This is a genomic window from Caldimonas taiwanensis NBRC 104434 (genome assembly GCF_001592165.1).
Classification (GTDB): domain Bacteria; phylum Pseudomonadota; class Gammaproteobacteria; order Burkholderiales; family Burkholderiaceae_C; genus Caldimonas; species Caldimonas manganoxidans.
In genome coordinates this window covers 32821-54840 of record NZ_BCWK01000020.1, presented here as the reverse complement: position 1 = coordinate 54840, position 22020 = coordinate 32821, and the positions used below count along the sequence as shown (strand labels likewise).

The window sequence follows — 22020 nt, the reverse complement described above, 5'->3', positions numbered from 1 at the left end:
GGGGGGGGAGGGTCAGTGGGCTTGATCCCAGTTGGCCCCGACGCCCACCTCGGCCACCAGGGGCACGGAGAATTCGGCCACGGAGGCCATGATGCGCGGCACTTCGGTTTTGACCCAGTCGAGCTCGGCCTCGGGCACTTCAAAGACGAGTTCGTCGTGCACCTGCATCACCATCAGGGTTTGGCTCCTGCGCTGGTCAAGCGCGGCTTGCACCGCAATCATCGCGAGCTTGATGAGATCGGCCGCCGTGCCCTGCATGGGCGCGTTGATGGCCTGCCGCTCGGCAGCACTGCGGCGTGGACCATTGGCACCACGGATGTCCGGCAAGACGATGCGACGGCCGAAAAGGGTTTCGACATAGCCCTGCTGGGCTGCCCGCATCTTGGTCTCGTCCATGTAGCGCTTGACGTCGGGATAGCGCTGGAAGTAGCGGTCGATGTAGTCTTTGGCCGCCTTTTGTTCGATGCCCAGGCTGGTGGCCAAGCCATAAGCTCCCATGCCGTAGATGAGACCGAAGTTGATGGTCTTGGCATAGCGGCGCTGTTCGCTGCTGACGTGCTGCGGGTCGATGCCAAAGATTTCTGCCGCGGTGGCGCGGTGCACGTCCAGCCCATCCTGGAAGGCTCGACGCAGGTTGGCGTCGCCCGACAGATGGGCCATGATGCGCAGCTCGATTTGAGAATAGTCCGCCGAAACGATGACTCGGCCGGGCGGGGCCACGAAGGCCTCGCGAATGCGCCGGCCTTCGGGCGTGCGGATCGGGATGTTCTGTAAGTTGGGGTCGTTGCTCGACAAGCGGCCCGTCACGGCCACGGCCTGTGCGTAATTGGTATGGATGCGGCCGGTCTGTGGGTTGATCATCAGCGGCAGCTTGTCGGTGTAGGTGCTTTTGAGTTTGGACAAGCTGCGATGCTCGAGAATGCAGGCGGGCAGCGGGTAGTCGGCTGCCAGCTTCTCCAGCACCTCCTCGTCGGTGGACGGGGCGCCGCTGGCGGTCTTTTTCACCACGGGGAGGCCCAGCTTGCCGAACAGGATCTCCCCGATCTGCTTGGGGCTGCCGAGGTTGAACGGTTGACCGGCCAGCTCATGCGCGCGCGCTTCGAGCGCCAGAATGCGCTGGGCCAGTTCATGGCTTTGTCGCTCCAGCAGCCGTGCATCGACTTTCACCCCGTTGCGTTCGACACGTTGCAAGATGACCGACATGGGCATTTCGATGGACTCGTAGACGTAGCGCAAGCCCGCTTCGGACTCGATACGAGGCCACAACACCTGGTGCACATGCAGGCACATTTCACTGTCTTCGCCCGAATACTCGGTGGCACGACGCACATCGACTTGGGCAAAGGGAATTTGATGCGCCCCTTTGCCACATAGCTGTTCGTATTCGATGCCGCGGCGGCCCAGATGGCGTTCAGCCAGGCTGCCCAAGTTGTGGGACAGATGGGCTTCGAGCACGTAGCTCTGCAGCATGGTGTCGTGCACGTAGCCGCGGACCTGGATGCCGTGGTTGGCAAAGACGTGCAGGTCGTATTTGATGTGCTGACCGATCTTGCGGCACGTTTGGTCTTCAAGCCAAGGTTTCAGGCGTTCGAGCACACCGGACAGCGGCAGCTGCGCAGGCGCATCGGCATAGGCATGGCCCACGGGCACATAGGCGGCTTCACCGGGCTGCACGGCAAAGGACAAGCCGACGATGCGGGCTCGCATCGCATCGAGTGAGTCGGTTTCGGTGTCCAGCGCGGCCAGCGGGGCCTGCCGCAGCCGTTCGATCCAAGCGTCCAAGCGCTGCCAGTCCAGCACGGTTTCATAATCGCGCGGCAGTGTGCTTGGCACTGCTGCGGCCGCTGGCTCGGGTGCGCTTGCGGCTGCGCGAGACTCGAGTTCTCGCTTCCAGGTTTTGAAGCCATGGCGGGTGTAGAAGGCCAGCAAGCCCGGCGTGTCGGCTTCGCGCATCGCCAAAGCATCCAGCCGGGGCCAGCTCGGGATATGGTCCGACAAATCGCAATCGGTCACCACGGTGACCAGGCGCTTGCCCAAGGGCAGCCAGTCCAGTGCTTTGCGCAGGTTCTCGCCCGCCACGCCCTTGATGCGGTCGGCTGCAGCAATCACCCCATCGAGCGAGCCGTATTCGGCCAACCACTTGGCCGCGGTTTTGGGGCCGACTTTGTCCACACCGGGCACGTTGTCCACCGCATCCCCGATGAGCGCGAGATAGTCGACGATGCGCTGCGGCGGCACGCCGAACTTAGCCTTGACGCCCTCGACATCGAGGGATTCGTTGCTCATGGTGTTGATGAGGGTGACGTCTTCGTTGACGAGCTGGGCCAAGTCCTTGTCGCCGGTGGAGATGATGACCCGATGACCGGCCTGGCGTGCCACACGGGCCAGCGTGCCGATCACGTCGTCGGCTTCGATGCCGGGCACTTCCAGCACCGGCCAGCCCAACAGCTTGACCACTTCGTGGATGGGTTCGATCTGAGCCACCAGATCTTCGGGCATCGGGGCGCGCTGGGCTTTGTATGGCGCATACCACTCGTTGCGGAAGGTCGGTCCTTTGGCATCGAAGACGCAGGCAGCATGAGCAGCCGGATACTGTTCGCGCAGCCGGCGCAGCATGGCGATGATGCCGTGCACGGCGCCCGTGGGCTGGCCTTGCGGCCCGCGCAGGTCAGGCAGGGCGTGAAACGCACGGTAGAGGTAGCTGGAGCCGTCGACCAGCAGCAACAGCGGTGCAGTAGGGGTGTGCTCGTCCATGGGGCGATTGTGGGGCAATCCGACCGGCACCCCGACGGGCTGCGCCTACAATGCTCGTATGCGCAACCGAGCCTGCCTTGCCATCGTCGTGAGTGCCGCGGCCTGCTCCGCCTGGGGGCAGGCGGCCACCCCGGCTGCAGGCCCGCCGGAGCCGGCGGTGCAGGTCATCCGCGTCGAGGACGAGTCCACCCGCATCGATGAGCTGCGGGTCCGCGGGCAGACGCTCCAGATCCGCGTGCAACCCAAAAAGGGCGGGCGCACCTACGAGGTCGTGCCGCCGGACGGCGGACGCGACCCCTCACAGGTGGGCGCTGGCGGAGCTTCGGGTCAGCGCGTTTGGCGCTTCCTGACTTTCTGAGCCGGGGCTTGCCGGCAACCTTCGTCCATGGCCGTTTTCACGACCGTCACGCCTGAACAAGCCGCCGACCTGGTCCAGCGCCTGAACCTGGGCCGCTTGGTGGATCTGCGCGGCATTGCCTCCGGCATCGAAAACACCAATTACTTCCTCACCGCCGAACGTGCAGGCCAGTGCACCGACTATGTGCTCACGCTCTTCGAACGCCTGAGCTTCGAGCAATTGCCTTTCTATTTGCATTTGATGAAGCATCTGGCGGCCCGTGGCATTCCGGTGCCTGACCCGAAGGCCGATGCCAACGGGGAAATCCTGCACACCGTGTGCGGCAAGCCGGCTGCCGTGGTGGACCGCTTGCGCGGTGGGCATCAGCTGGCCCCCAGCCATGAGCATTGCCGCCAGGTCGGACAGATGCTGGCACGCATGCACTTGGCCGGCCGAGATTACCCGCGTTATCAGCCCAATTTGCGTGGGCTGGACTGGTGGGTCGAGACGGCCCCGTCCATCATGCCCCACCTGGATGCCGCGCAACGGCAGTTGCTGGAAAGCGAGCTGGCTTTCCAATGCGCGCATGCCCGTTCTGCGGCCTACCTGGCCTTGCCTCGGGGACCCATCCATGCCGACCTCTTCCGTGACAATGTGATGTTCGAGGGCGACACGCTGACGGGTTTTTTCGACTTCTACTTCGCCGGCGTGGACACCTTCTTGTTCGATATCGCCGTGTGCCTGAACGACTGGTGCACCGATCTGGATTCCGGACGCCTCGACGAGGCTCGGGCGACCACCTTCGTGGACGCTTATCGGGCCGTGCGGCCGCTCAGCCATGACGAGGTGCGGCTGATGCCTGCCTTGCTGCGCGCCGGCGCGCTGCGGTTCTGGATCTCGCGCCTGTGGGATTACCACCTGCCTCGCGATGCCCACATGCTCAAAGCGCACGACCCCGGCCATTTCGAACGCATCCTGCGCGCGCGCGTGGATACGCCTTGGCACCCCGAACCATGAAGCTGCGACACGTTGGGCCCTTGCAAGGCATCCTCTGGGTGCGCCGTGGCTTTGAGGTTTTTCTGCGTCAGCCGCTGGCGTATGCGGCACTGTTCTTCACGTTTTTGTTTGCCGCTTTCGTGCTGATCGTCACGATGCGCCAACTGGGCGCGCTGGCGGTGTTGGCACTCATGCCGCTGGTGTCTCTGGGCTTCATGCTGGCCACGCGCAAGGCAACCCAAGGCGGCTTTCCCTTGCCCTCGCTATTCATCGAGCCCCTGCGCGCACCGCGCCGGCAGGTGATGGCACTGCTGCAAATCGGACTGGCCTATGCCGTGCTGTCGATGCTGACGATGTGGCTGGCCGACGCGATGGACGGTGGCCGCATCGATGCCTTGCAGGGTGCCATGACCAGCCAAGAAGCCTCGGCCGAGATGATGGACGACCCCGCCATGCATCGTGCTTTGCTGGTACGACTGTTGCTGACCGTGCCGGTCAGCCTGTTGTTCTGGCATGCCCCGGCCCTGGTGCACTGGGGCGGCGTCAGTGCGGTGCAATCCGTGTTCTTCAGCGTGGTGGCTTGTTGGCGCAATCTGGGCGCCTTCATCGTGTACTTCCTCACGTGGGCGGCGGCCGTGCTGTTTTTCGGTGTCGTGGCCACGCTGATCTTCACTTTGCTGTCGGCCCCCCAACTGATGGCGCTGGTGGCCTTTCCGGCGACGTTGATGTTTCTGACGGCGTTTTATGCCTCGCTGTACTTCACCTTCGACGACTGTTTCATCGACGCGATGCCCGTCGGCCCCAAGGTTGCCTCGCCAGAGACTTGATTGACGCTCACCAAGCCAGGCCAGGGTTGCGCCCGGCCTGGCGGCACCGTGGCATCAGGTGCCAATGCGTCCGCCGTCGTTCTTGGTGATCATCACCGTGGCCGAGCGCGGGCGGGCACTGGCGCCGCCCGGCCCGTATCCGGCATTGCCAGGCCAATGACTGGTGTATTTGCTCGGCTCACCCACGTCGGCGGCGGCAGTCTCTTCTCCGGGATGCTGCACGTTGACGAAGATCACCCGGCCATCGGGGGTTTCGGCCAGCCCGGTGATTTCCTGATCTTTCGGACCGACCAGAAAACGCTTGAGCGTGGCAGCCGTGGGCTTCCTGCCCATGCGGGTGGTCACCGTGGTCGCGCCATAGTCCAGCGTCACGGCACCGCCATCGCCGACCTGTCCTGGAATGGCCGCCAGCATCATGCAATTGCTCTCATCGACCATGGCCCCATCATCGGTTTGAATCCAGCACAGGCAGGTGCTCGGGGTGAACACCAGACCGTCGGGGCTGGAAAAGTCTTGATCGTCGGTCAATCCGGACAAGTTGACCAGCGTGGGCGAAGCGTCGGATTCGGCGCCGAACAAGTACACATCCCAAGTGAAGGTGGTGGCCGCCGGGTCGCCACCGTCTTCTCGGATGCGCAAAATGTGCCCATTGACATTGCCCTGCTGCACGGTGATGCCAGCGCGCACATCGACGTAAGCGCGAGGGTTGGCCGCGTCGGGAGCAAGCTGCGAGCCTGTCGGATTGAGCCGACGGTTGCTGTTGTTGGTCAGCGTGATGTAGAGCTCACCGTTGGCCGGGTTGAGATTGCCCCATTCGGGCCGGTCCATCTTCGTGGCGCCAGCCGCATCGGCAGCAATACGCGCATGGATCAGTACATCGCCTTCGTCGGCAAAGGTGTAGCCAGCATAGTTGGCGACCGCCGGATTGTCCAAGCTCAGCTCGACCCATTGCCCCGTGCCATCGTCGTTGAAGCGGGCCGCATACAGGGTGCCACTGTCGAGGTACTTGTCGCCCACGGCCATGCGATCGCTACGGTTCGCATCCGACGGGTCCCAGTCCTGACTCGACACGAACTTGTAGATGTACTCGTTGCGTGCATCGTCGCCCATGTACACCGCCAGACGGCGACCAGCCACCGCACGCACCGCCGCGCTTTCGTGCGCCATGCGGCCCAGACTCGTGCGCTTCTTGATCACCGAGGTGGCTGAATACGGGTCGATCTCGGTCACATAGCCCTGGCAGTAGAACTCGTTGCGATAGTCGTCGGCTGCCGTGGCGCCGCTGACGCTGGCATTCCAGCGTGTAAAGCGTTCGTCGCCGCTTTGCGCAGTATCCCAGCGGTAGACATGGTTGACCCCGGCCGTGGCCGTGACGCTTTTGCCGTAGCGCGCAAACGCAACGTTTTCGTTGGCGCTGCGTTGGTTGTTGTCGCCGGCGTTGCGCGCGAAGAAGGCCGCCCAGTTTTCTTCCCCAGTCAGCAGCGTGCCCCAGGGGGTTTTGCCGGTGCCGCAGTTGTTGACCGTTCCGCGCGTGCGCGTACCATCAGGCGAGTACTTCGTGCGCAACAAGGTATTGCCGCGTGCCGGACCGGCAAACTCGATGGGCGTTTCAGTGGTGATGCGGCGGTTGAACGGCGAGTCCTGCACGTAAGCGAAGCGGCCATTGGGCTGTTTGGCGATCTCCACGATCGTCACTCCCATGGCCTGCATTTCTTTGATCACCTCGGCATCCGGGCGCGGTGCGGCGCTTGGCCCATTGGGATGCAGGAAGGTTTGCGTCACCCACTCATGATTGATGCCAAGCAACGCCCGGTTGTTGCTCGCATCATCGCGCGCGCCAGTGGCCGACAGCCCGAAATACTCCATGCCATCGTGCCATTCGCCGCAGCGCTGGTCGAAATCGGCATCGGTGCCATCGTTACGGAACGCACCGACACTGCTGAACAACGGATCGCCCATGGCGATGAGCACGTCGGCCCTGTAGCCCGGCGGAACCGTGAACGCATCGGCCACGCTCTTGGCCACGGCGGTAAAACCCAACAAGGTTTCGGCCGGCGCCTCGTCCACCGGCGCGTCGTCGCCACCGCCGCAGGCACTCAAGCCCGCTGCGCCCAGCAGCGCGGCGGCCGCTCCCCCGACTCCACCACGCAGAAGGCTGCGGCGGCTCAGACGCGCCGACAAGACGGCATCGAAACTGGGATTGGGCGACGTATTCGAGTCCTCCTCGTTGTGCATCGCGCGAGACAGATCGGTCTGCATGTTCATGGGGCGAATCCTCGGGTTGAAATGATTTGCAACACAATGGCGCCCAGGCATGGTAGGAAGCCCATGTGAAACTTCTGCAACGATCGTGTGGCGCAACGATGACGCTTTTGAGAGCCTTTCTTCGATGAATCTTGGTCACTTGGAGCGTCTGGGACGCGCACTCGCATATGCAACCGTGGCCATCGCCCTTGGGGGGTGTGCGGTGGTCAGCGTGGCTGGGGCCGCCGCCGGTGCGGCCATCTCGGTCACGGGAGCCGTCGTGAGCACCGGCATCCGCGTGACCGGGGCCGTGGTGGAAGCCGGCGTCCAAGCCGTTGCAGGGTCGGATGACGAGGACGACTGAAGGGCCGCTGCGCCCGCACCGTCAGTGGCCGCCGTACTCCAGCCGCGCTCCCAGCGTCATCAGCCGGGGGCGCACTTGCGTCATCAGGAATTCGGGGCTCAGTTGGAAGGCCGGCCCGCCGCAGTTGATCGCCATCAGCGAGCGCCCGCCAGCCGGCCAGAAGGCCACGGCGATGGCGTTGACGTCCTTCTGCCAATCGCCAAAGGACGCGCACACGCCGAACTCGCGGTACTGCTGGATCGCCTGTTCGATGCCCTGGCGAATGCGCGGCCAGGCCGCCTCGTCACTGCGCCGGATGCGATCCATCAATTCACGGCGTTCTTCCGGGGGACACATAGCCAGGTAGGCACGCCCCATGGCCGTGGTCGCCAGCGGAATGCGCGAGCCCACGTCCAGGCTGAGCGTGAGCGTGGCTTTGCTGCGGCAGTTCTCCACGTAAATCATGCTCAGTCGGTCGCGCATGCCCAAGGACACCATGGCCTGTGAGGCATCGGCCAACTCCTGCATGAGCGGCCGCGCCATCTGACGGGCATCCATGCGCGCCAGCATGGTGCTGCCCAGCGACAACGTGGCACTGCCCAGGCGATAGCGACCGGTGTCCTCCACGTACTCCAGGTAGCCCAGTTTGGTCAGCGTGTAGGTCAGGCGCGAAATGGTGGACTTGGGCAGCTTGCAACGCCGCGCCAGTTCCTGGTTGCCCAGCATGCGGTCACTCGACCGGAAGCAGGCCAGCACCTCCAGACCACGCGCCAATGCCGTGACGAAATGGCGGTCTTCCTTGATTCGCCGAGGGGCGGCGACGGGCTCGCTTGGGCTCGACATCGGCGGTTCTCGCTCCTTTCGATCCGGCCCGCCCACGCTGCACGGGGTCGCCCACACCCCATCGCTGGGGGGCGGCACCGGCGTGTGCGCCCACGCTCGAACACGCGGCGGCCGCCGAACATGATAGTTGCAAACCGTAGAGCAGACCGAAGTTCCGCAATGCAGAACTTCAGGGTTCAAGATTCGATGGGTGTGAGCTTGGCCACGCTCAGAGCCAACCACTTGATGCCATGGCGGCCGAAATTGATTTGCGCGCGTGCCTCGGTGCCGCTGCCTTCGAGGGTGAGAATCACGCCTTCGCCGAACTTGTTGTGGAATACGCTTTGCCCGGCGCGCAGGGCTTGGCCCTCGCGGGTTGCGGCCTTGGCCGCCGCCCAGGCCGGCGGCGCATCGGGCTGGTGGGCAGCGCCCCCGATGCTGCCCAGGCCCGAGCCCCGCTGCCAGGCGGCGCGATCGTCGCGCTCGAAGCCCGAGCCCAAGCCCCGGTGGCGTGGGGTGATCCACTTCAGCGCCCCCTCGGGCAGCTCGTCGAAGAATCGACTGGGCAAGTTGTAGCGGGTTTGACCGTGCAGCAGCCGGGTTTGGCTATGGCTCAGGTACAAGCGTTTGCGCGCGCGCGTGATGGCCACGTACATCAAGCGACGCTCTTCTTCCAGGCCCTCGGCATCGGACAGCGAGTTCTCGTGTGGGAAGAGGCCCTCTTCCAGCCCGGTGATGAAGACCACGTCGAACTCCAGCCCCTTGGCAGCATGCACCGTCATCAGCTGTAGCGCATCCTGCCCCGCCTGGGCCTGGTTGTCGCCCGCCTCCAAGGCTGCATGGGTCAGGAAGGCCGCCAGCGGCGAGATGATCTCGCCGGTGTCGGCATCGGGGGTGAGATCGACCGCGGCCACCGCCGGAGGGTTGCCAGCGGCGATCGCGCCGGCCTGTTCGTCCAACGGCAGGGCCACGGCATCCTTGCCAAAGCCTTCCTGCGTGACGAAAGCCTCGGCCGCATTGACCAGCTCATCCAAGTTTTCCAGCCGCTCGCGGCCTTCCTTGTCCGTGCGGTAAAAGTCGGCCAGCCCCGAGGCTTCGATCACATGCTCGATGATCTCCCGCAGCGTCAGGCCCTGTGTGGCCTCGCGCATGGCATCGACCAGCGCCACAAAGGCCGCCAGGTTGGCACCGCCCTTGCCCGTCACGGCCCCCACGCTCTGGTACAGGCTGCGTCCGCTGGCGCGGGCGGCATCTTGCAACTGCTCGATCGTTCGTGCCCCGATGCCGCGGGTGGGGAAGTTGACCACGCGCAGGAAGCTGGTGTCGTCATGGGGGTTTTCGATCAAACGCAAATAAGCCAAGGCATGCTTGATCTCGGCCCGCTCGAAGAAACGCAGCCCACCGTACACGCGATAAGGAATGCCAGCATTGAACAGCGCACTCTCCAGCACCCGAGACTGCGCATTGCTGCGGTACAGCACGGCCACCTCGCTGCGCGGCACGCCATCGCGGTGCAGTTGCTGCGCCTCCTCGACCAGCCACTGCGCCTCGGCAAAATCGCTGGTGGCCTCGTAGACACGTACCGGCTCGCCCGGGCCGGCCTCGGTGCGCAAGTTCTTGCCCAAGCGCCGCGTGTTATGGGAGATCAGCGCGTTGGCCGCGTCGAGGATGTTGCCGAAGCTGCGGTAATTGCGCTCGAGCTTGATGACCTGCTGCACTCGGAACTCACGCTCGAAGTCGGCCATGTTGCCCACCTGGGCGCCGCGGAAGGCATAGATGCTCTGGTCGTCGTCTCCCACGGCCATCACGGCGCTGTCTGGTCCGGCGAACAGCTTCAGCCAAGCGTATTGCAGCCGGTTGGTGTCCTGAAACTCATCCACCAAAATGTGCCGGAACCGCCGGTTGTAGTGCTCGCGCAGCGCCGCGTGGTCACGCATCAGTTCATACGTGCGCAGCATCAACTCGCCGAAATCCACGACGCCTTCGCGCTGGCACTGGTCTTCGTAGGCCTGGTAGACCTCGATGAGCTTTCGCGAATGCTCGTCGCGCACTTCGACGTCCTTCGGGCGCAGTCCGTCCTCCTTGCACCCCGCGATGAACCACGCCACCTGCTTGGGCACGAAGCGTTCCTCGTCGAGGTTCATGGCCTTGATGACGCGCTTGACCGCCGACAGCTGATCCTGCGCATCCAGGATCTGGAAGCTCTGCGGCAGGCCAGCGAGTTTCCAGTGCGCGCGCAGAAAGCGGTTGCACAGCCCATGGAAGGTGCCGATCCACATGCCCCGCACGGGAATGGGAAGCATCGTGCTCAGGCGGGTGAGCATCTCCTTGGCGGCCTTGTTGGTAAAGGTCACGGCCATGACGCCGCCGGGGCCGACCTGCCCGGTGTGAATCAGCCAGGCGATGCGGGTGGTCAGCACCCTTGTTTTGCCCGAGCCCGCACCGGCCAGCACCAGCACATGGCGTGGCGGCAGCGTCACGGCCGCGTACTGCTCGGGATTGAGGTGCTGCAGCAGGCCGGCCGCAGCAGGGCCTGCCAAGGACTCGGAATCGGAAGGAAATGGGCTCATGGATCGATTCTAGGAGAGGGGGGTGCGCCATCCGGACGCTTCGGCGTAGAATGCGTCACCGGGCCCAAATGTTGGAACCCGGTTCTGTCGCGTCCACCGCCCTTGCTGACGGTCTCGGACCCGGCCGGCTCCAAATCAAGCGCTCGCAGCCATTGGGCCGCGCACTGCCTCAACGCGCCGCCCGCGTGGCCTGCCGCCGCATCGGCAGGCCCTTCTGCCATCCGGAGCCTTGACCATGGAAATCTTCGACTACGACAACATCCTGCTGCTGCCGCGCAAATGCCGCGTGAACAGCCGCAGCGAATGCGACACCTCGGTGGAATTCGGCGGCCGCCGCTTCGTGCTACCGGTCGTGCCCGCCAACATGAAAACCGTCATCGACGAGCGCATCAGCGAGTATCTGGCGGCCAACGGCTATTTCTACGTGATGCATCGCTTCGATCTGGACAACGTGGCTTTCGCCAAGCGCATGCGCGACAAGGGCTTGTTCGTCTCGATCAGTTCGGGCGTCAAAGCCGCCGATTACGCGGTGATCGACCGCTTGGCCACCGAAGGCGTGGGGGCCGACTACATCACCATCGACATCGCGCACGGCCATGCCGACAGCGTGCGCAAGATGATCGAACACATCAAGAACAAGCTGCCCCACACCTTCGTGATCGCCGGCAATGTGGGCACGCCCGAAGCCGTGATCGATCTGGAAAACTGGGGGGCGGATGCCACCAAGGTCGGCATCGGACCGGGCAAGGTGTGCATCACTCGACTCAAAACCGGCTTTGGCACCGGCGGCTGGCAGCTCTCGGCGCTGAAATGGTGCGCCCGCGTGGCCACCAAACCCATCATCGCCGACGGGGGCATTCGCCACCACGGCGACATCGCCAAGAGCGTGCGCTTCGGCGCGGCCATGGTGATGATCGGCTCGCTCTTTGCCGGCCACGAGGAATCCCCCGGCCAAACCGTCGAAGTCGATGGCAAGCTGTACAAAGAGTATTACGGCTCGGCCAGCGACTTCAACAAAGGCGAGTACAAGCACGTCGAAGGCAAGCGCATCCTGGAGCCCATCCGGGGCAAACTGGCCGACACGCTGCGCGAGATGCAGGAAGACTTGCAAAGCGCCATCAGCTATGCCGGCGGGCGCCAGCTGGCCGACTTGCGCAAGGTCAACTACGTGATCCTCGGCGGCGAGAATGCCGGCGAGCACTTGTTCATGTGAACGATGCCAGCCGCCCGCGCCTAAAATTCCGGCATCCCAGGTCTGGCGGCGTCTCCCGTGGGACGCCGCTTTCGTTTTCCTCTCGCACGCACGTTTGGCCCCATGACCGAACTCGCCAAGTCTTTCGAGCCCGCCGCCATCGAGGCCCACTGGGGCCCGTTGTGGGAGCAGCGTGGTCTGTATGCGCCCACACTCGATGCAAACAAGCCCTCGTTTTGCATCCAGTTGCCGCCACCGAACGTGACTGGCACGCTGCACATGGGCCACGCGTTCAACCAGACGATCATGGATGCGCTGACGCGCTACCACCGCATGCGTGGCCACAACACCCTGTGGGTGCCGGGCACCGACCACGCCGGCATCGCCACGCAAATCGTGGTGGAACGCCAGCTTCAGGCCAAGACCGGCCAGTCGCGCCACGACCTGGGTCGCAAGAACTTCGTGGCCAAGGTGTGGGAATGGAAGGAAGAATCGGGCTCCACCATCACCCGGCAGATGCGCCGCATGGGTGCCTCGGTGAGCTGGAGCCACGAATACTTCACGATGGACGACAAGCTGTCGAAGGTGGTCACCGAAACCTTCGTGCGGCTGTATGAGCAGGGCCTGATCTACCGCGGCAAACGCCTGGTGAACTGGGATCCGGTGCTGAAATCCGCCGTGTCCGACCTGGAAGTCACCAGCGAAGAAGAAGACGGCCATCTTTGGCTCATCCGTTACCCCCTGGCCGATGGCTCGGGGAGCTTGGTGGTGGCCACCACCCGCCCCGAGACCATGCTCGGTGACACCGCCGTGATGGTGCACCCCGAGGACCAGCGTTACACCGCCTTCCATGGCAAACAAGTCAAGCTGCCGCTGACCGGCCGCACGATCCCGGTCATCACCGATGAGTACGTGGATCGTGAATTCGGCACCGGCGTGGTGAAGGTCACCCCCGCGCACGACTTCAATGACTACGCGGTGGGCCAGCGGCATGGGCTGCCGATGATCACGATCTTCACCCTCGAGGCCAAAACCAACGACGAAGTGCCCGCCCCCTACCGGGGTCTGGACCGCTTCGAGGCCCGCAAGAAGGTGGTGGCCGACCTCGAAGCCCAGGGCCTGCTGGTGGAGGTGAAGAAGCACAAGCTCATGGTGCCGCGCTGCGAGCGCACCGGGCAGATCGTCGAGCCCATGCTCACCGACCAGTGGTTCGTCGCGGTGAGCAAGCCTGGCCCCGACGGCAAGAGCATCGCGCAGAAGGCCATCGAGGTGGTCGACGACGGTTCGGTGAAATTCTTTCCCGAGCAGTGGGTGAACACCTATCACCAGTGGATGAAGAACATCCAGGACTGGTGCATCTCGCGCCAGCTCTGGTGGGGTCACCAGATCCCCGCCTGGTACGGCACGAACGGCGAGCTCTTCGTCGCCCGCAACGAGGAGGAGGCCCGCGCCCGCGCCGCGCAGGCCGGCTACAGCGGGCCGCTCACGCGCGACGAGGACGTGCTGGACACCTGGTATTCCTCGGCGCTGGTGCCTTTCTCCTCGCTGGGCTGGCCGGAAAACACGAAGGAGCTCGAGCTCTTCCTGCCTTCGAGCGTGCTGGTCACGGGCTTCGACATCATCTTCTTCTGGGTGGCCCGCATGATCATGATGACGGTGCACTTCACCGGCAAAGTGCCCTTCCACCATGTGTACATCCACGGCCTGGTGCGCGATGCCCACGGCAAGAAGATGAGCAAGTCCGAGGGCAATGTGCTGGACCCGGTGGACCTGATCGACGGTATCGCGCTGGAGCCCCTGCTCGAAAAGCGCACCACCGGCTTGCGCCGCCCGGAGACCGCGCCCAAGGTGCGCGAAGCCACGAAGAAGGAGTTCCCCGATGGCATCCCCGGCTACGGGGCCGATGCGCTGCGCTTCACCTTCGCCGCGCTGGCCAGCTTGGGACGCAACATCAATTTCGACAGCAAGCGCTGTGAGGGCTATCGCAATTTCTGCAACAAGCTGTGGAACGCCACCCGCTTCGTGTTGATGAACTGCGAGGGCCAGGACTGTGGGCTGGCCGAGCATGACGCACAGGCATGTGTGCCTGGTGGCTACCTCGATTTTTCGCCGGCCGACCGCTGGATCGTCAGCGAGTTGCAGCGCGTGGAAGCCGCCGTGGCCCAGGGCTTCGCGGACTACCGGTTGGACAACGTGGCCAACGCGATTTACCAGTTCGTGTGGGATCAGTATTGCGATTGGTACCTCGAAATCGCCAAGGTGCAGATCGCTCACGGCAGCCCCGCCCAGCAGCGGGCCACACGCCGCACCCTGATCCGCGTGCTGGAGACGGTGCTGCGCCTGCTGCACCCGATCACGCCGTTCATCACGGAGGAACTCTGGCAAAAAGTGGCCCCGGTGGCTGGCCGCAAGGCCCCCGGGACGGAATCCTTCATCGTGACGGCCCCCTACCCCGTGGCCCAACCCGAGCGCATCGACGCCCAGGCCGACGCCTGGATGGACAAGCTCAAGGCCCTGGTGGGCGCCTGCCGCAACCTGCGCGGTGAGATGGGCTTGTCGCCAGCCGAGCGCGTGCCGCTGTATGCGCACGGAGACGCCGCCTTCATCGCGGCGGCCGCCCCACTGCTCAAGGCCCTGGCCAAGCTCAGCGACGTGAAGCTGTTCGACCAGGCCGCCGCCTTCACCGAGGCCACGAAGCTGGCGCCGGTGTCGGTCTTGGGTGAAGCCCACCTGGCCCTGCACGTGGAGATCGACCTGGCCGCCGAGCGCGAACGCTTGGGCAAGGAAATCAAGCGTTTGGAGGCCGAAACCGCCAAAGCCAGCGCCAAACTGAGCAACGAGAATTTCGTCGCGCGTGCGCCTGCGGCCGTGGTGGAGCAGGAGCGTCAACGTCTGGCCGACTTCGGGGCGACGCTGAGCAAGCTGCGCGAGCAACTCGCGCGCCTGGGCTGAGCGCCGTCGGCCCCATGTTCGGGGGCCCCCTGTCCGCGGGAGGCCGACAGACGCACAACGGATGAAACAGGTACAAACATGCCCATGATCACCAAAGCCGTTTTCCCCGTGGCCGGTCTCGGCACCCGCTTTCTGCCCGCCACCAAGGCGCAGCCCAAGGAAATGCTGCCCGTGGTGGACAAGCCGCTCATCCAATATGCCGTCGAAGAAGCCTACGACGCCGGCATCCGCGAGATGATCTTCGTCACCGGGCGCACCAAGCGCCCGATCGAAGACCATTTCGACATGGCCTATGAGCTGGAGACCGAGCTCGAAGCCGCTGGCAAGCACGAGTTGCTCAAGGTGGTGCAGTCCATCAAGCCCGAGGACATGGAGTGCGTGTTCGTGCGCCAGCCCAAAATGCTGGGCCTGGGCCATGCGGTGTTGTGCGCCGAGCGTCTAGTGGGCAACGACCCGTTTGCCGTGCTGCTGGCCGATGACCTGATGGTCGGCCATCCAGGCATCACCCGCCAAATGGTCGAGATCTTCAGCGAGTGGCGCGCCTCCATCCTGGCCGTGCAAGAAGTGCCTGCGGAGCAGACGCGCCGTTACGGCATCTGCGCCGGCACACCGGTCAACGATCGCCTGATGGACGTGACCCACATCGTCGAAAAGCCCGCCCCCGAAGACGCCCCCTCGCGCCTGGGCGTGGCCGGCCGCTACATCCTCACGCCAGGCATCTTCGAGGAAATCCGCCGCCAGCCGCGCGGCGTGGGCGGCGAGATCCAGCTCACCGACGGCATCAGCGGCTTGTTGCGCCGGGAAAAGGTGTTTGCCTACCGTTATGACGGCGTCCGCTATGACTGCGGCAGCAAGGAAGGTTTTTTACAGGCCACGGTCGAACTCGCCTTGCGACACCCAGATCTGGGCACGAGCTTCCGCGCCTATCTGCAGGGTCTGGAACTCTGAAGCCCCCGGCCCCAAGACACGAGGGCTGCCCTTGGCAGCCCTTCTTTCATGATCCGCAGACCACCGCGCGGCTCAGCGGCGACGCAGCACGTGGACGAATTCATTGTCCAGCGTCTGCTGTTCCACCAGTTCGTTGCCCGTTTGCTTGGCAAAGGCCTGGAAATCACGGATCGAGCCCGGATCGGTCGCCACCACCTTGAGCAGCTCACCACTGTGCATTTCCGACAGCGCCTTCTTCGCCTTGAGGATGGGCAGGGGGCAATTGAGCCCTCGGGTGTCGATTTCCTTGTGCACGTCCATGGTCGATCCCATAAGAATGACCTTATATTCTAGGCTCGATCGGCCTGCGGCACGATTGTAAGCGTGCAGAACCGCCGCATGGCCTCCCGGCCTCACCGTGGCCGGTCGTCCATCCAGCGCACGGGATACCCGCGTGAGCGCAGCCAATCGGCCAAGGCCTGACCGGTACCTGCCGGCCAGCATCGGACCGACTCGGGGGCCAACAGCTTGTATTCGGCCAACTCCGGCGACAACACGATCTCGCCCTGAGCCACGGCGTGGTAGGCGATGATGACTTGGTTCATGCGCTGGAAGTCGTAGGCGCCGATGATGGACAACTGGGTGACCGTCAGGCCCGTTTCTTCGGCCACTTCTCGAATCACCCCCTCTTGCGGGCTTTCGCCGGCCTCCATGAAGCCGGTGATCAGCCCGAAAAAGCGACCCGGCCAAGCGGCGTTGCGTGCCAGCAGCAGCTGCCCGCCGCGGTCGGCCAGCTCGATCACCGCGGCCAACACCGGGGTGGGATTGTTCCAGTGCGTGAAGCCGCACCGTGCGCAGCGCAGACGCGATTTCTCGCCACCGTCTTCCCGCTGCGTCTGCCAAGCCAAGGGGCCAGCACACTGAGGGCAGAATTTGTAGGCTTGGGTCGTCATCGTGCACCATCGAATCGTGGAACCCCATCGTAGCGCCGTCGCCGGCCGGACGCTGTCGCGTCCGGTGCGCAGCAATCAACACGGGCCCCACCCGCGGCTGGATGAGCTGGTGCGCCGTCATCTGAGCCAGCCGTTTCGCAAGCCGCCAGCCCCGTACAGCGTGGCGGCTTTCGAGACCATCGCCCGCAGCCGGGAGGGCCGCCCCTTGGTGCTGGACAGCGCCTGCGGCACCGGCGAAAGCAGCGCCCGTCTGGCGCGCCGCCATCCGCAAGCGCTGGTGGTGGGCATCGACCAATCGGCCGAGCGCCTGGAGCGCGGACAACGCAAACTGCAGTGCGCATGGCCGCCCAATCTGCTGCTGCTGCGCGCCGACGTGAGCGATGTGTGGGCCTTGATGGCACAGGCCGGCTGGCGCGTGGAGCACCACTATTTGCTCTACCCCAACCCCTGGCCCAAGGCCGAGCATGTGATGCGCCGCTGGGGCACGCATCCGCGCTTGCCGGCTTTACTGGCGCTGGGCGGTCGCATCGAGCTGCGCAGCAACTGGGCCATCTACGCGCAAGAGTTCGCGCACGCGTTGCACCTGGCCGGACGACAGGCCGTGCTGGACATGCCAGGGCCTGCCGAGCTGGCCGACCCGGTCTCGCCTTTCGAGCGCAAGTACCGCGATGCCGGCCACACGCTGTGGCGGGTCGTCTGCGCCGAGACTCAGGCTGGAAAGACGCCCGTGGAGAGGTAGCGATCACCGCGGTCGCACACCACGAACACGATGGTGGCGTTCTCGACGTTTTGCGCGATCTGCAGAGCCGCCCAGCATGCCCCCGCGGCCGAAATGCCGGCGAACAAGCCCTCTTCTCGGGCCAGGCGTCGGGCCATGTCCTCGGCGTCGGCCTGGCTCACGTAGATCAGTTCGTCCACCGCGCGGGGGTCATAGATCTTGGGCAGGTACTCTGGTGGCCACTTGCGAATGCCCGGGATGCGAGAGCCCTCGCTGGGCTGCGCGCCGATGATGCGCACCTGCGGGTTCTTTTCTTTCAGGTAGCGCGACACCCCCGTGATGGTGCCGGTGGTGCCCATGGCACTGACGAAATGCGTGATGGTGCCTTCGGTGTCTTCCCAAATCTCCGGGCCGGTGGTCTCGTAGTGGATGCGCGGATTGTCGGCATTGGCGAATTGGTCGAGCACCACGCCCTTGCCCTCGCGCTGCATTTGCTCGGCCAGATCGCGGGCGTACTCCATGCCGCCGGCCTTGGGCGTGAGGATGAGCTCGGCGCCAAAGGCTTTCATCGTCTGCGCCCGCTCGACGGACAGATCCTCGGGCATGATGAGCAGCATGCGGTAGCCGCGGATGGCCGCAGCCATCGCCAGCGCGATGCCGGTGTTGCCCGAGGTGGCCTCGATCAACGTATCGCCGGGCCGGATCTGGCCCCGCTCCTCGGCTCGCCGGATCATGCTGATGGCCGGGCGGTCCTTCACCGAGCCGGCCGGGTTGTTGCCTTCGAGCTTGCCGAGGATCACATTGCCGCGGCGTTCGTTGTCGGCGCCAGGCAGGCGCTGCAATCTCACCAAGGGCGTGCGGCCGATGGCGTCTTCCAGGGTCTTGTACGTGGGCATGGCTGGGTTCTCTCCTGGCGCCATTGTGGCAGGCCTGCCAAACCTGCGCCGAACATGCCATAATCTTGGCTTGCTTTCACCCGCCCGGGTGGCGAAATTGGTAGACGCAGCAGACTCAAAATCTGCCGGTGGCAACACCGTGCCGGTTCGATTCCGGCTCCGGGCACCATGACAGCGCTTCTTCTGCCGCTTCTCATTCTTCCCAAACGCTTCCGCAGCTCTACTCAAACCTTGCCGCGACCTTGCGCCCGCAGACTTGCGCCCACAGACGGGCTCAACCCGCAGGTGCGGCATCGGCAGGCCGCGGTCGTTGCTCGGGCAGCCCACAAGGGCGACTCTCGATCCCCGGCCACAGACTCGGCAGCAGCGACTTCAGCAACTGGGTCGGCAAGGCACTGGTGAAGCGGAAGCGCTCGGCATCGGGGCCGGCCACGTACACCATCAGCACGCCATGGTGGCGTTCGCCCAACACGAAGGCAAAGCTGGCCGAGCGGTTGAGCACTTGGGAAGCCAGCACCCGGCCATCACGGCCGTGCACGGTGTAGCGGTGGTCGCCGGTGCCGGTCTTGCCGCCCAGTTCCACCATCCGGCCATCGGCGCGACGCACGCTGCCCAACAGCCGTCGCGCGGTCCCCTGGGCCACCACCTCCAACAGGGCCCGACGCAGCACCTGCGCCACCTCTGCGGGCAACACACGCTCGGGCGCAGGCGGCCGAAGCGCCAAATGGGTTTCGTAAGGCGTGCCCACGCCAAACCGCAGTCCTTCGATGCGCACCGTGGGCAGCCGCAGGCCGTCGTTGGCGATCACGCCCATCAATTCGGCCAAGGCGGCCGGCCGGTCGCCTGAAGCGCCCAGCGCACTCGCATACGAGGGCGTCAGCGTCTCGAAGGGATAGCCCAAACGCCGCCAGCGACGGTGCAATTCCGTGAAGGCCGCTTGCTCCAGCACCTGACCAATGCGCTGGTCCTGCGCGTCCTTGTGGCGCGTGCGCAAGAGCCAATCGTAGGCCTCGCGTCGGGCCTGCGCTGCGGCCTCGGCCTCTTGCATCTCGCGCAGGCTGGCTGCAGGATCGCTGCGCAATCGCGCCGCCACCCACAGCTGCAACGGGTGCACGCCAACCCGGTGGGCACGCTCGCTCAGCGACAAGCGGCCAGGGGCGGCTTGTTGGTGCAAGCGTTGCAAGGCCGCCTCGGGCAGCACCTCGCCTCCGCGGTGTCGGGCAATGAAGCGCGCCAGGCCTGCGAGATCGCCTTCGGGCTCCAAGCCGTAGTAAAGCGCAGCCAAGCGCGGCACGCTGGGCTCGCGTCCCTGCAGCAGCAGGCGCTCGACCTCCTCGGCCGGGCGCTCGCGCAAGGCCGCATGGAAGCGCGCGATGAACTGCCGCCCTTCTTGGTCGGCGAATCGTTCGAGGAAGCCTTGCCGGGCCGGATGGGTCGGGTCCTCGAACAGGCGCGGATCGAAGTCGGGTCGTTGATGCACGAGATGCTGCACCACGTCCCGCATGAGCCGGATGAAAACCAAGTTCACCGAGCGGGCGAAGGCCTCGCGCACACTCATCGTTCGATGATCGTCTTCGGGATCGAAATTGCCAAAGCGGTGCAGCCCCCCGCCGGTGAAAAAGGCCTCGGCCGGACTGGCCGAGTAGCGCCGCTCCATGGCCGCTTCGAGCAAGGTGTCCAAGCGGCGGTCGTCGGTGCTTCGCAGATGGTCGTGCACCCAGCGCGCCAAGGTATCGCTTGCCGCTGGCGCCTGCGCGGCCAAAGCAGCCGCATCCAGACCCGCCCAGCGCTCGTGCAACTGAGCCACCACCTCGAGATAGCTCACCAAGGTGCGCAGCTTGGCCGTGGACCCCATGTCGAGTCGGGCCCCGTCGTTCAGGTCGAAAGGCTGGTCGAAGTTGTCGGTCTGCACGCGCACACGGCTGACTCGACCGTCGCTCTCGAACAGCGTGAAGCTGTAGCGCAGCAGCGCCGGGTCCTCACCCTCGCGCAACAGGCGGGGCCCCACCAGGCCGGCGGCGCGCACGCCCTCGGGCGTGCTCAGCCTCGACAGCGCTTCCGTCACCGCTTGCTGCGCCTGCGCGTCGAGCGTGCTGTGCGCCACCAGGTCCAGGCGGTCCAGATCGTAGCTGCGCGACATGCCCAGCAAGCTGGCCAAGCGCATGCGCGCCGCGCTGGCAGCCTTGCGCTCGACGAAGCGGCCTGCCGAGGCGGCAGTCTGCTGCGGCAGCAGCTCCAGCGGCAGCGGCAAAGCCGCATCACGCAAAGTCGGCGGAATGACCCCATCGCGAGCGAGCAGGCGCAGATGGGCGTCGGTCAGCGCTCGCAATCCGGGCGCACGCTCGGCCAGGTAGTGCGAAGGGCGGCGCTGCGCGACGAGGAGCGACAGGGCCTGCTTGTAGGCCAGGGCCTGCTCGCGCAGCAGCACCTCGCGGTAGGCCCGAGCCTGGCCAGCCGTGGGCGGGGCGGGCCGGATCTCGCCGTCCATCAGGGACGTCAATAGGCGGTTGACCTCGTCGAAATCGCGGCCGTACCAAGCCCATAAGCCGTCCCCCAGGCCGTGCACCTCGCCGACGCCGACCTGGGCGGCCAGCGGCACGGTGTTGAGGTAGTCCAGCAAGATCTGCTGCCGACGTGCCAAGGTGAGTTCACCCCCCAAGTAGGCGCGCAGCGAGGCCGAGGCCATCTGCCGCAGCTTCTCGCCGGCCGAATCGGTGCGGCCCTGGGGCGAGTGGCGGTATTTCTCGATTTGTGTGGCCAAGGTGCTGCCGCCGGCGGCAGGCTGGTCCGGATCGACGCTGCGGCGAGCCTGTTCGAGCAGGGCTTTGCCAAGTCGGTCCCATTCGATCGCAGGATTCAGATACGGTCGCGTGGGATCGAGCAGCTCGCGGTTTTCGATGTAGAGCAGGCTGTCGGCCAGCACCCGAGGGATGGATGACACGTCGGGATACACCCGCTGGGGATGGAGACTGGCGGCAAGGGTGTCGCCGCGGCAGTCGAGCACCTGCAGGCCCGCTTGGCTTTTTTCCGGGTAGATCGTGAACAGGCCCCAGTCGTGCAGCTCGATCAGCTTGGGCGACCAGCGGGCCTGGGCCTGTACCTCGAAGCCACGCGCCGACAGCCGCTCGATGAGATGCGGCAAGCCGTGGTAGCCCAGGCGCACATCGTAGGGCCCGTCCGCAGGAAACCGAATGGCTGGGCTGCGCCCGGGCAGCACCTGGACATGCAACTGGGTGGCCAGATCGGACAACCAGCGGGCCTGGACCCGCGAGGACTGCATCTCGCGGGTCACGCCGCGCCAAGCCACCAAGACGACCAGACCGAGCAGCCCAGCGACGGCCAAACGCCAGCCCCAGGGCCCAAGCCCCACGAACCGAAGACGCTGCACGGCGCGCGCAGACATCGAGGCTCCCCGTCACCTTCCGTTGTGTATGCCAAAGATAACGCGACGGAGACCCCGTGTGCGCATCCCGCCGCCCCACCCCCCTT

Annotated in this window: 16 protein-coding genes and 1 tRNA gene; 9 read left to right on the top strand and 8 right to left on the bottom strand. The window is 65.2% G+C overall.

Annotated elements, in window-relative coordinates; translation table 11 throughout:
* Nucleotides 1–12: 12 nt before the first annotated feature.
* Nucleotides 13–2754 (bottom strand): DNA polymerase I, encoded by a 2742-nt coding sequence (gene polA, locus CTA01S_RS13855; protein ID WP_062196374.1) that lies wholly within the window; start codon nt 2752–2754, stop codon nt 13–15.
* A 58-nt stretch (nt 2755–2812) separates the two neighbouring features.
* On the opposite strand from polA, the gene CTA01S_RS13850 reads away from it, so the two are divergent.
* From CTA01S_RS13850 to CTA01S_RS13840, 3 genes are read left to right on the top strand one after another with little or no spacing between them, the layout of a single operon-like run.
* Nucleotides 2813–3112 (top strand): DUF2782 domain-containing protein, encoded by a 300-nt coding sequence (locus CTA01S_RS13850; protein WP_232301072.1) that lies wholly within the window; start codon nt 2813–2815, stop codon nt 3110–3112.
* A gap of 27 nt (nt 3113–3139) precedes the next feature.
* Nucleotides 3140–4108 carry a homoserine kinase gene (locus CTA01S_RS13845; RefSeq protein ID WP_019562193.1) on the top strand — a complete coding sequence of 323 codons (969 nt, stop codon included), beginning with the start codon at nt 3140–3142 and terminating at the stop codon, nt 4106–4108.
* Nucleotides 4105–4914 carry a BPSS1780 family membrane protein gene (locus tag CTA01S_RS13840; RefSeq protein WP_157451371.1) on the top strand — a complete coding sequence of 270 codons (810 nt, stop codon included), beginning with the start codon at nt 4105–4107 and terminating at the stop codon, nt 4912–4914. The genes CTA01S_RS13845 and CTA01S_RS13840 overlap by 4 nt, the downstream gene beginning before the upstream one ends.
* A 54-nt stretch (nt 4915–4968) precedes the next feature.
* Here the strand turns inward: CTA01S_RS13840 and CTA01S_RS13835 are convergent, their stop codons facing one another.
* Entirely contained in the window at nt 4969–7179 is a 2211-nt protein-coding gene (locus CTA01S_RS13835; RefSeq protein WP_062196369.1) for a PhoX family protein, read from the bottom strand.
* A 124-nt stretch (nt 7180–7303) separates the two neighbouring features.
* Here CTA01S_RS13835 and CTA01S_RS13830 point away from each other — a divergent pair, with 124 nt between their 5' ends.
* On the top strand, nt 7304–7522 hold the full coding sequence (locus CTA01S_RS13830) for a hypothetical protein (RefSeq protein ID WP_062196367.1): 219 nt from the start codon (nt 7304–7306) through the stop codon (nt 7520–7522).
* Between the two features lie 21 nt (nt 7523–7543).
* On the opposite strand, the gene CTA01S_RS13825 is transcribed toward CTA01S_RS13830, so the two are convergent.
* Entirely contained in the window at nt 7544–8344 is an 801-nt protein-coding gene (locus tag CTA01S_RS13825) for an IclR family transcriptional regulator (RefSeq protein ID WP_019562189.1), read from the bottom strand.
* Nucleotides 8345–8520: 176 nt separating this feature from the next.
* Nucleotides 8521–10893 carry a UvrD-helicase domain-containing protein gene (locus CTA01S_RS13820; protein ID WP_062196364.1) on the bottom strand — a complete coding sequence of 791 codons (2373 nt, stop codon included), beginning with the start codon at nt 10891–10893 and terminating at the stop codon, nt 8521–8523.
* 235 nt (nt 10894–11128) lie between these two features.
* On the opposite strand from CTA01S_RS13820, the gene CTA01S_RS13815 reads away from it, so the two are divergent.
* The 3 genes from CTA01S_RS13815 to galU all read left to right on the top strand — a co-directional run bounded on the left by CTA01S_RS13815 (nt 11129) and on the right by galU (nt 15985).
* Nucleotides 11129–12106 carry a GMP reductase gene (locus CTA01S_RS13815; protein ID WP_062196362.1) on the top strand — a complete coding sequence of 326 codons (978 nt, stop codon included), beginning with the start codon at nt 11129–11131 and terminating at the stop codon, nt 12104–12106.
* 102 nt (nt 12107–12208) lie between these two features.
* Complete coding sequence (locus CTA01S_RS13810; RefSeq protein ID WP_062196360.1) at nt 12209–15037, top strand: valine--tRNA ligase; 2829 nt, start codon at nt 12209–12211, stop codon at nt 15035–15037.
* A gap of 78 nt (nt 15038–15115) precedes the next feature.
* On the top strand, nt 15116–15985 hold the full coding sequence (gene galU, locus CTA01S_RS13805; protein ID WP_019562185.1) for a UTP--glucose-1-phosphate uridylyltransferase GalU: 870 nt from the start codon (nt 15116–15118) through the stop codon (nt 15983–15985).
* 72 nt (nt 15986–16057) lie between these two features.
* Here the strand turns inward: galU and CTA01S_RS13800 are convergent, their stop codons facing one another.
* Both CTA01S_RS13800 and CTA01S_RS13795 read right to left on the bottom strand, forming a co-directional pair.
* On the bottom strand, nt 16058–16285 hold the full coding sequence (locus CTA01S_RS13800; protein WP_026330389.1) for a sulfurtransferase TusA family protein: 228 nt from the start codon (nt 16283–16285) through the stop codon (nt 16058–16060).
* 92 nt (nt 16286–16377) lie between these two features.
* On the bottom strand, nt 16378–16917 hold the full coding sequence (locus CTA01S_RS13795) for an NUDIX hydrolase (RefSeq protein WP_019561623.1): 540 nt from the start codon (nt 16915–16917) through the stop codon (nt 16378–16380).
* 16 nt (nt 16918–16933) lie between these two features.
* Here CTA01S_RS13795 and trmB point away from each other — a divergent pair, with 16 nt between their 5' ends.
* The gene (gene trmB / locus CTA01S_RS13790) at nt 16934–17656 is read left to right on the top strand and encodes a tRNA (guanine(46)-N(7))-methyltransferase TrmB (RefSeq protein ID WP_232301070.1); all 723 of its coding nucleotides are present in this window, start codon (nt 16934–16936) and stop codon (nt 17654–17656) included.
* Here the strand turns inward: trmB and cysM are convergent.
* Nucleotides 17626–18531 carry a cysteine synthase CysM gene (gene cysM / locus CTA01S_RS13785; RefSeq protein ID WP_019561621.1) on the bottom strand — a complete coding sequence of 302 codons (906 nt, stop codon included), beginning with the start codon at nt 18529–18531 and terminating at the stop codon, nt 17626–17628. The two genes, trmB and cysM, sit on opposite strands and share 31 nt — an antisense overlap.
* A gap of 82 nt (nt 18532–18613) precedes the next feature.
* Between cysM and CTA01S_RS13780 the strand changes: the two genes are divergently transcribed.
* Nucleotides 18614–18700, top strand: a tRNA-Leu gene (locus tag CTA01S_RS13780).
* A gap of 105 nt (nt 18701–18805) precedes the next feature.
* Here the strand turns inward: CTA01S_RS13780 and CTA01S_RS13775 are convergent.
* Entirely contained in the window at nt 18806–21934 is a 3129-nt protein-coding gene (locus CTA01S_RS13775; protein ID WP_062196359.1) for a transglycosylase domain-containing protein, read from the bottom strand.
* Nucleotides 21935–22020: the final 86 nt, after the last annotated feature.

Excerpts from the sequence above, each read along its gene's own strand:
- polA (WP_062196374.1), bottom strand. The coding sequence starts at position 2,754 with ATGGACGAGCACACCCCTACTGCACCGCTGTTGCTGCTGGTCGACGGC.
- CTA01S_RS13850 (WP_232301072.1), top strand. The coding sequence starts at position 2,813 with ATGCGCAACCGAGCCTGCCTTGCCATCGTCGTGAGTGCCGCGGCCTGC.
- CTA01S_RS13845 (WP_019562193.1), top strand. The coding sequence starts at position 3,140 with ATGGCCGTTTTCACGACCGTCACGCCTGAACAAGCCGCCGACCTGGTC.
- CTA01S_RS13840 (WP_157451371.1), top strand. The coding sequence starts at position 4,105 with ATGAAGCTGCGACACGTTGGGCCCTTGCAAGGCATCCTCTGGGTGCGC.
- CTA01S_RS13835 (WP_062196369.1), bottom strand. The coding sequence starts at position 7,179 with ATGAACATGCAGACCGATCTGTCTCGCGCGATGCACAACGAGGAGGAC.
- CTA01S_RS13830 (WP_062196367.1), top strand. The coding sequence starts at position 7,304 with ATGAATCTTGGTCACTTGGAGCGTCTGGGACGCGCACTCGCATATGCA.
- CTA01S_RS13825 (WP_019562189.1), bottom strand. The coding sequence starts at position 8,344 with ATGTCGAGCCCAAGCGAGCCCGTCGCCGCCCCTCGGCGAATCAAGGAA.
- CTA01S_RS13820 (WP_062196364.1), bottom strand. The coding sequence starts at position 10,893 with ATGAGCCCATTTCCTTCCGATTCCGAGTCCTTGGCAGGCCCTGCTGCG.
- CTA01S_RS13815 (WP_062196362.1), top strand. The coding sequence starts at position 11,129 with ATGGAAATCTTCGACTACGACAACATCCTGCTGCTGCCGCGCAAATGC.
- CTA01S_RS13810 (WP_062196360.1), top strand. The coding sequence starts at position 12,209 with ATGACCGAACTCGCCAAGTCTTTCGAGCCCGCCGCCATCGAGGCCCAC.
- galU (WP_019562185.1), top strand. The coding sequence starts at position 15,116 with ATGCCCATGATCACCAAAGCCGTTTTCCCCGTGGCCGGTCTCGGCACC.
- CTA01S_RS13800 (WP_026330389.1), bottom strand. The coding sequence starts at position 16,285 with ATGGACGTGCACAAGGAAATCGACACCCGAGGGCTCAATTGCCCCCTG.
- CTA01S_RS13795 (WP_019561623.1), bottom strand. The coding sequence starts at position 16,917 with ATGACGACCCAAGCCTACAAATTCTGCCCTCAGTGTGCTGGCCCCTTG.
- cysM (WP_019561621.1), bottom strand. The coding sequence starts at position 18,531 with ATGCCCACGTACAAGACCCTGGAAGACGCCATCGGCCGCACGCCCTTG.
- CTA01S_RS13775 (WP_062196359.1), bottom strand. The coding sequence starts at position 21,934 with ATGTCTGCGCGCGCCGTGCAGCGTCTTCGGTTCGTGGGGCTTGGGCCC.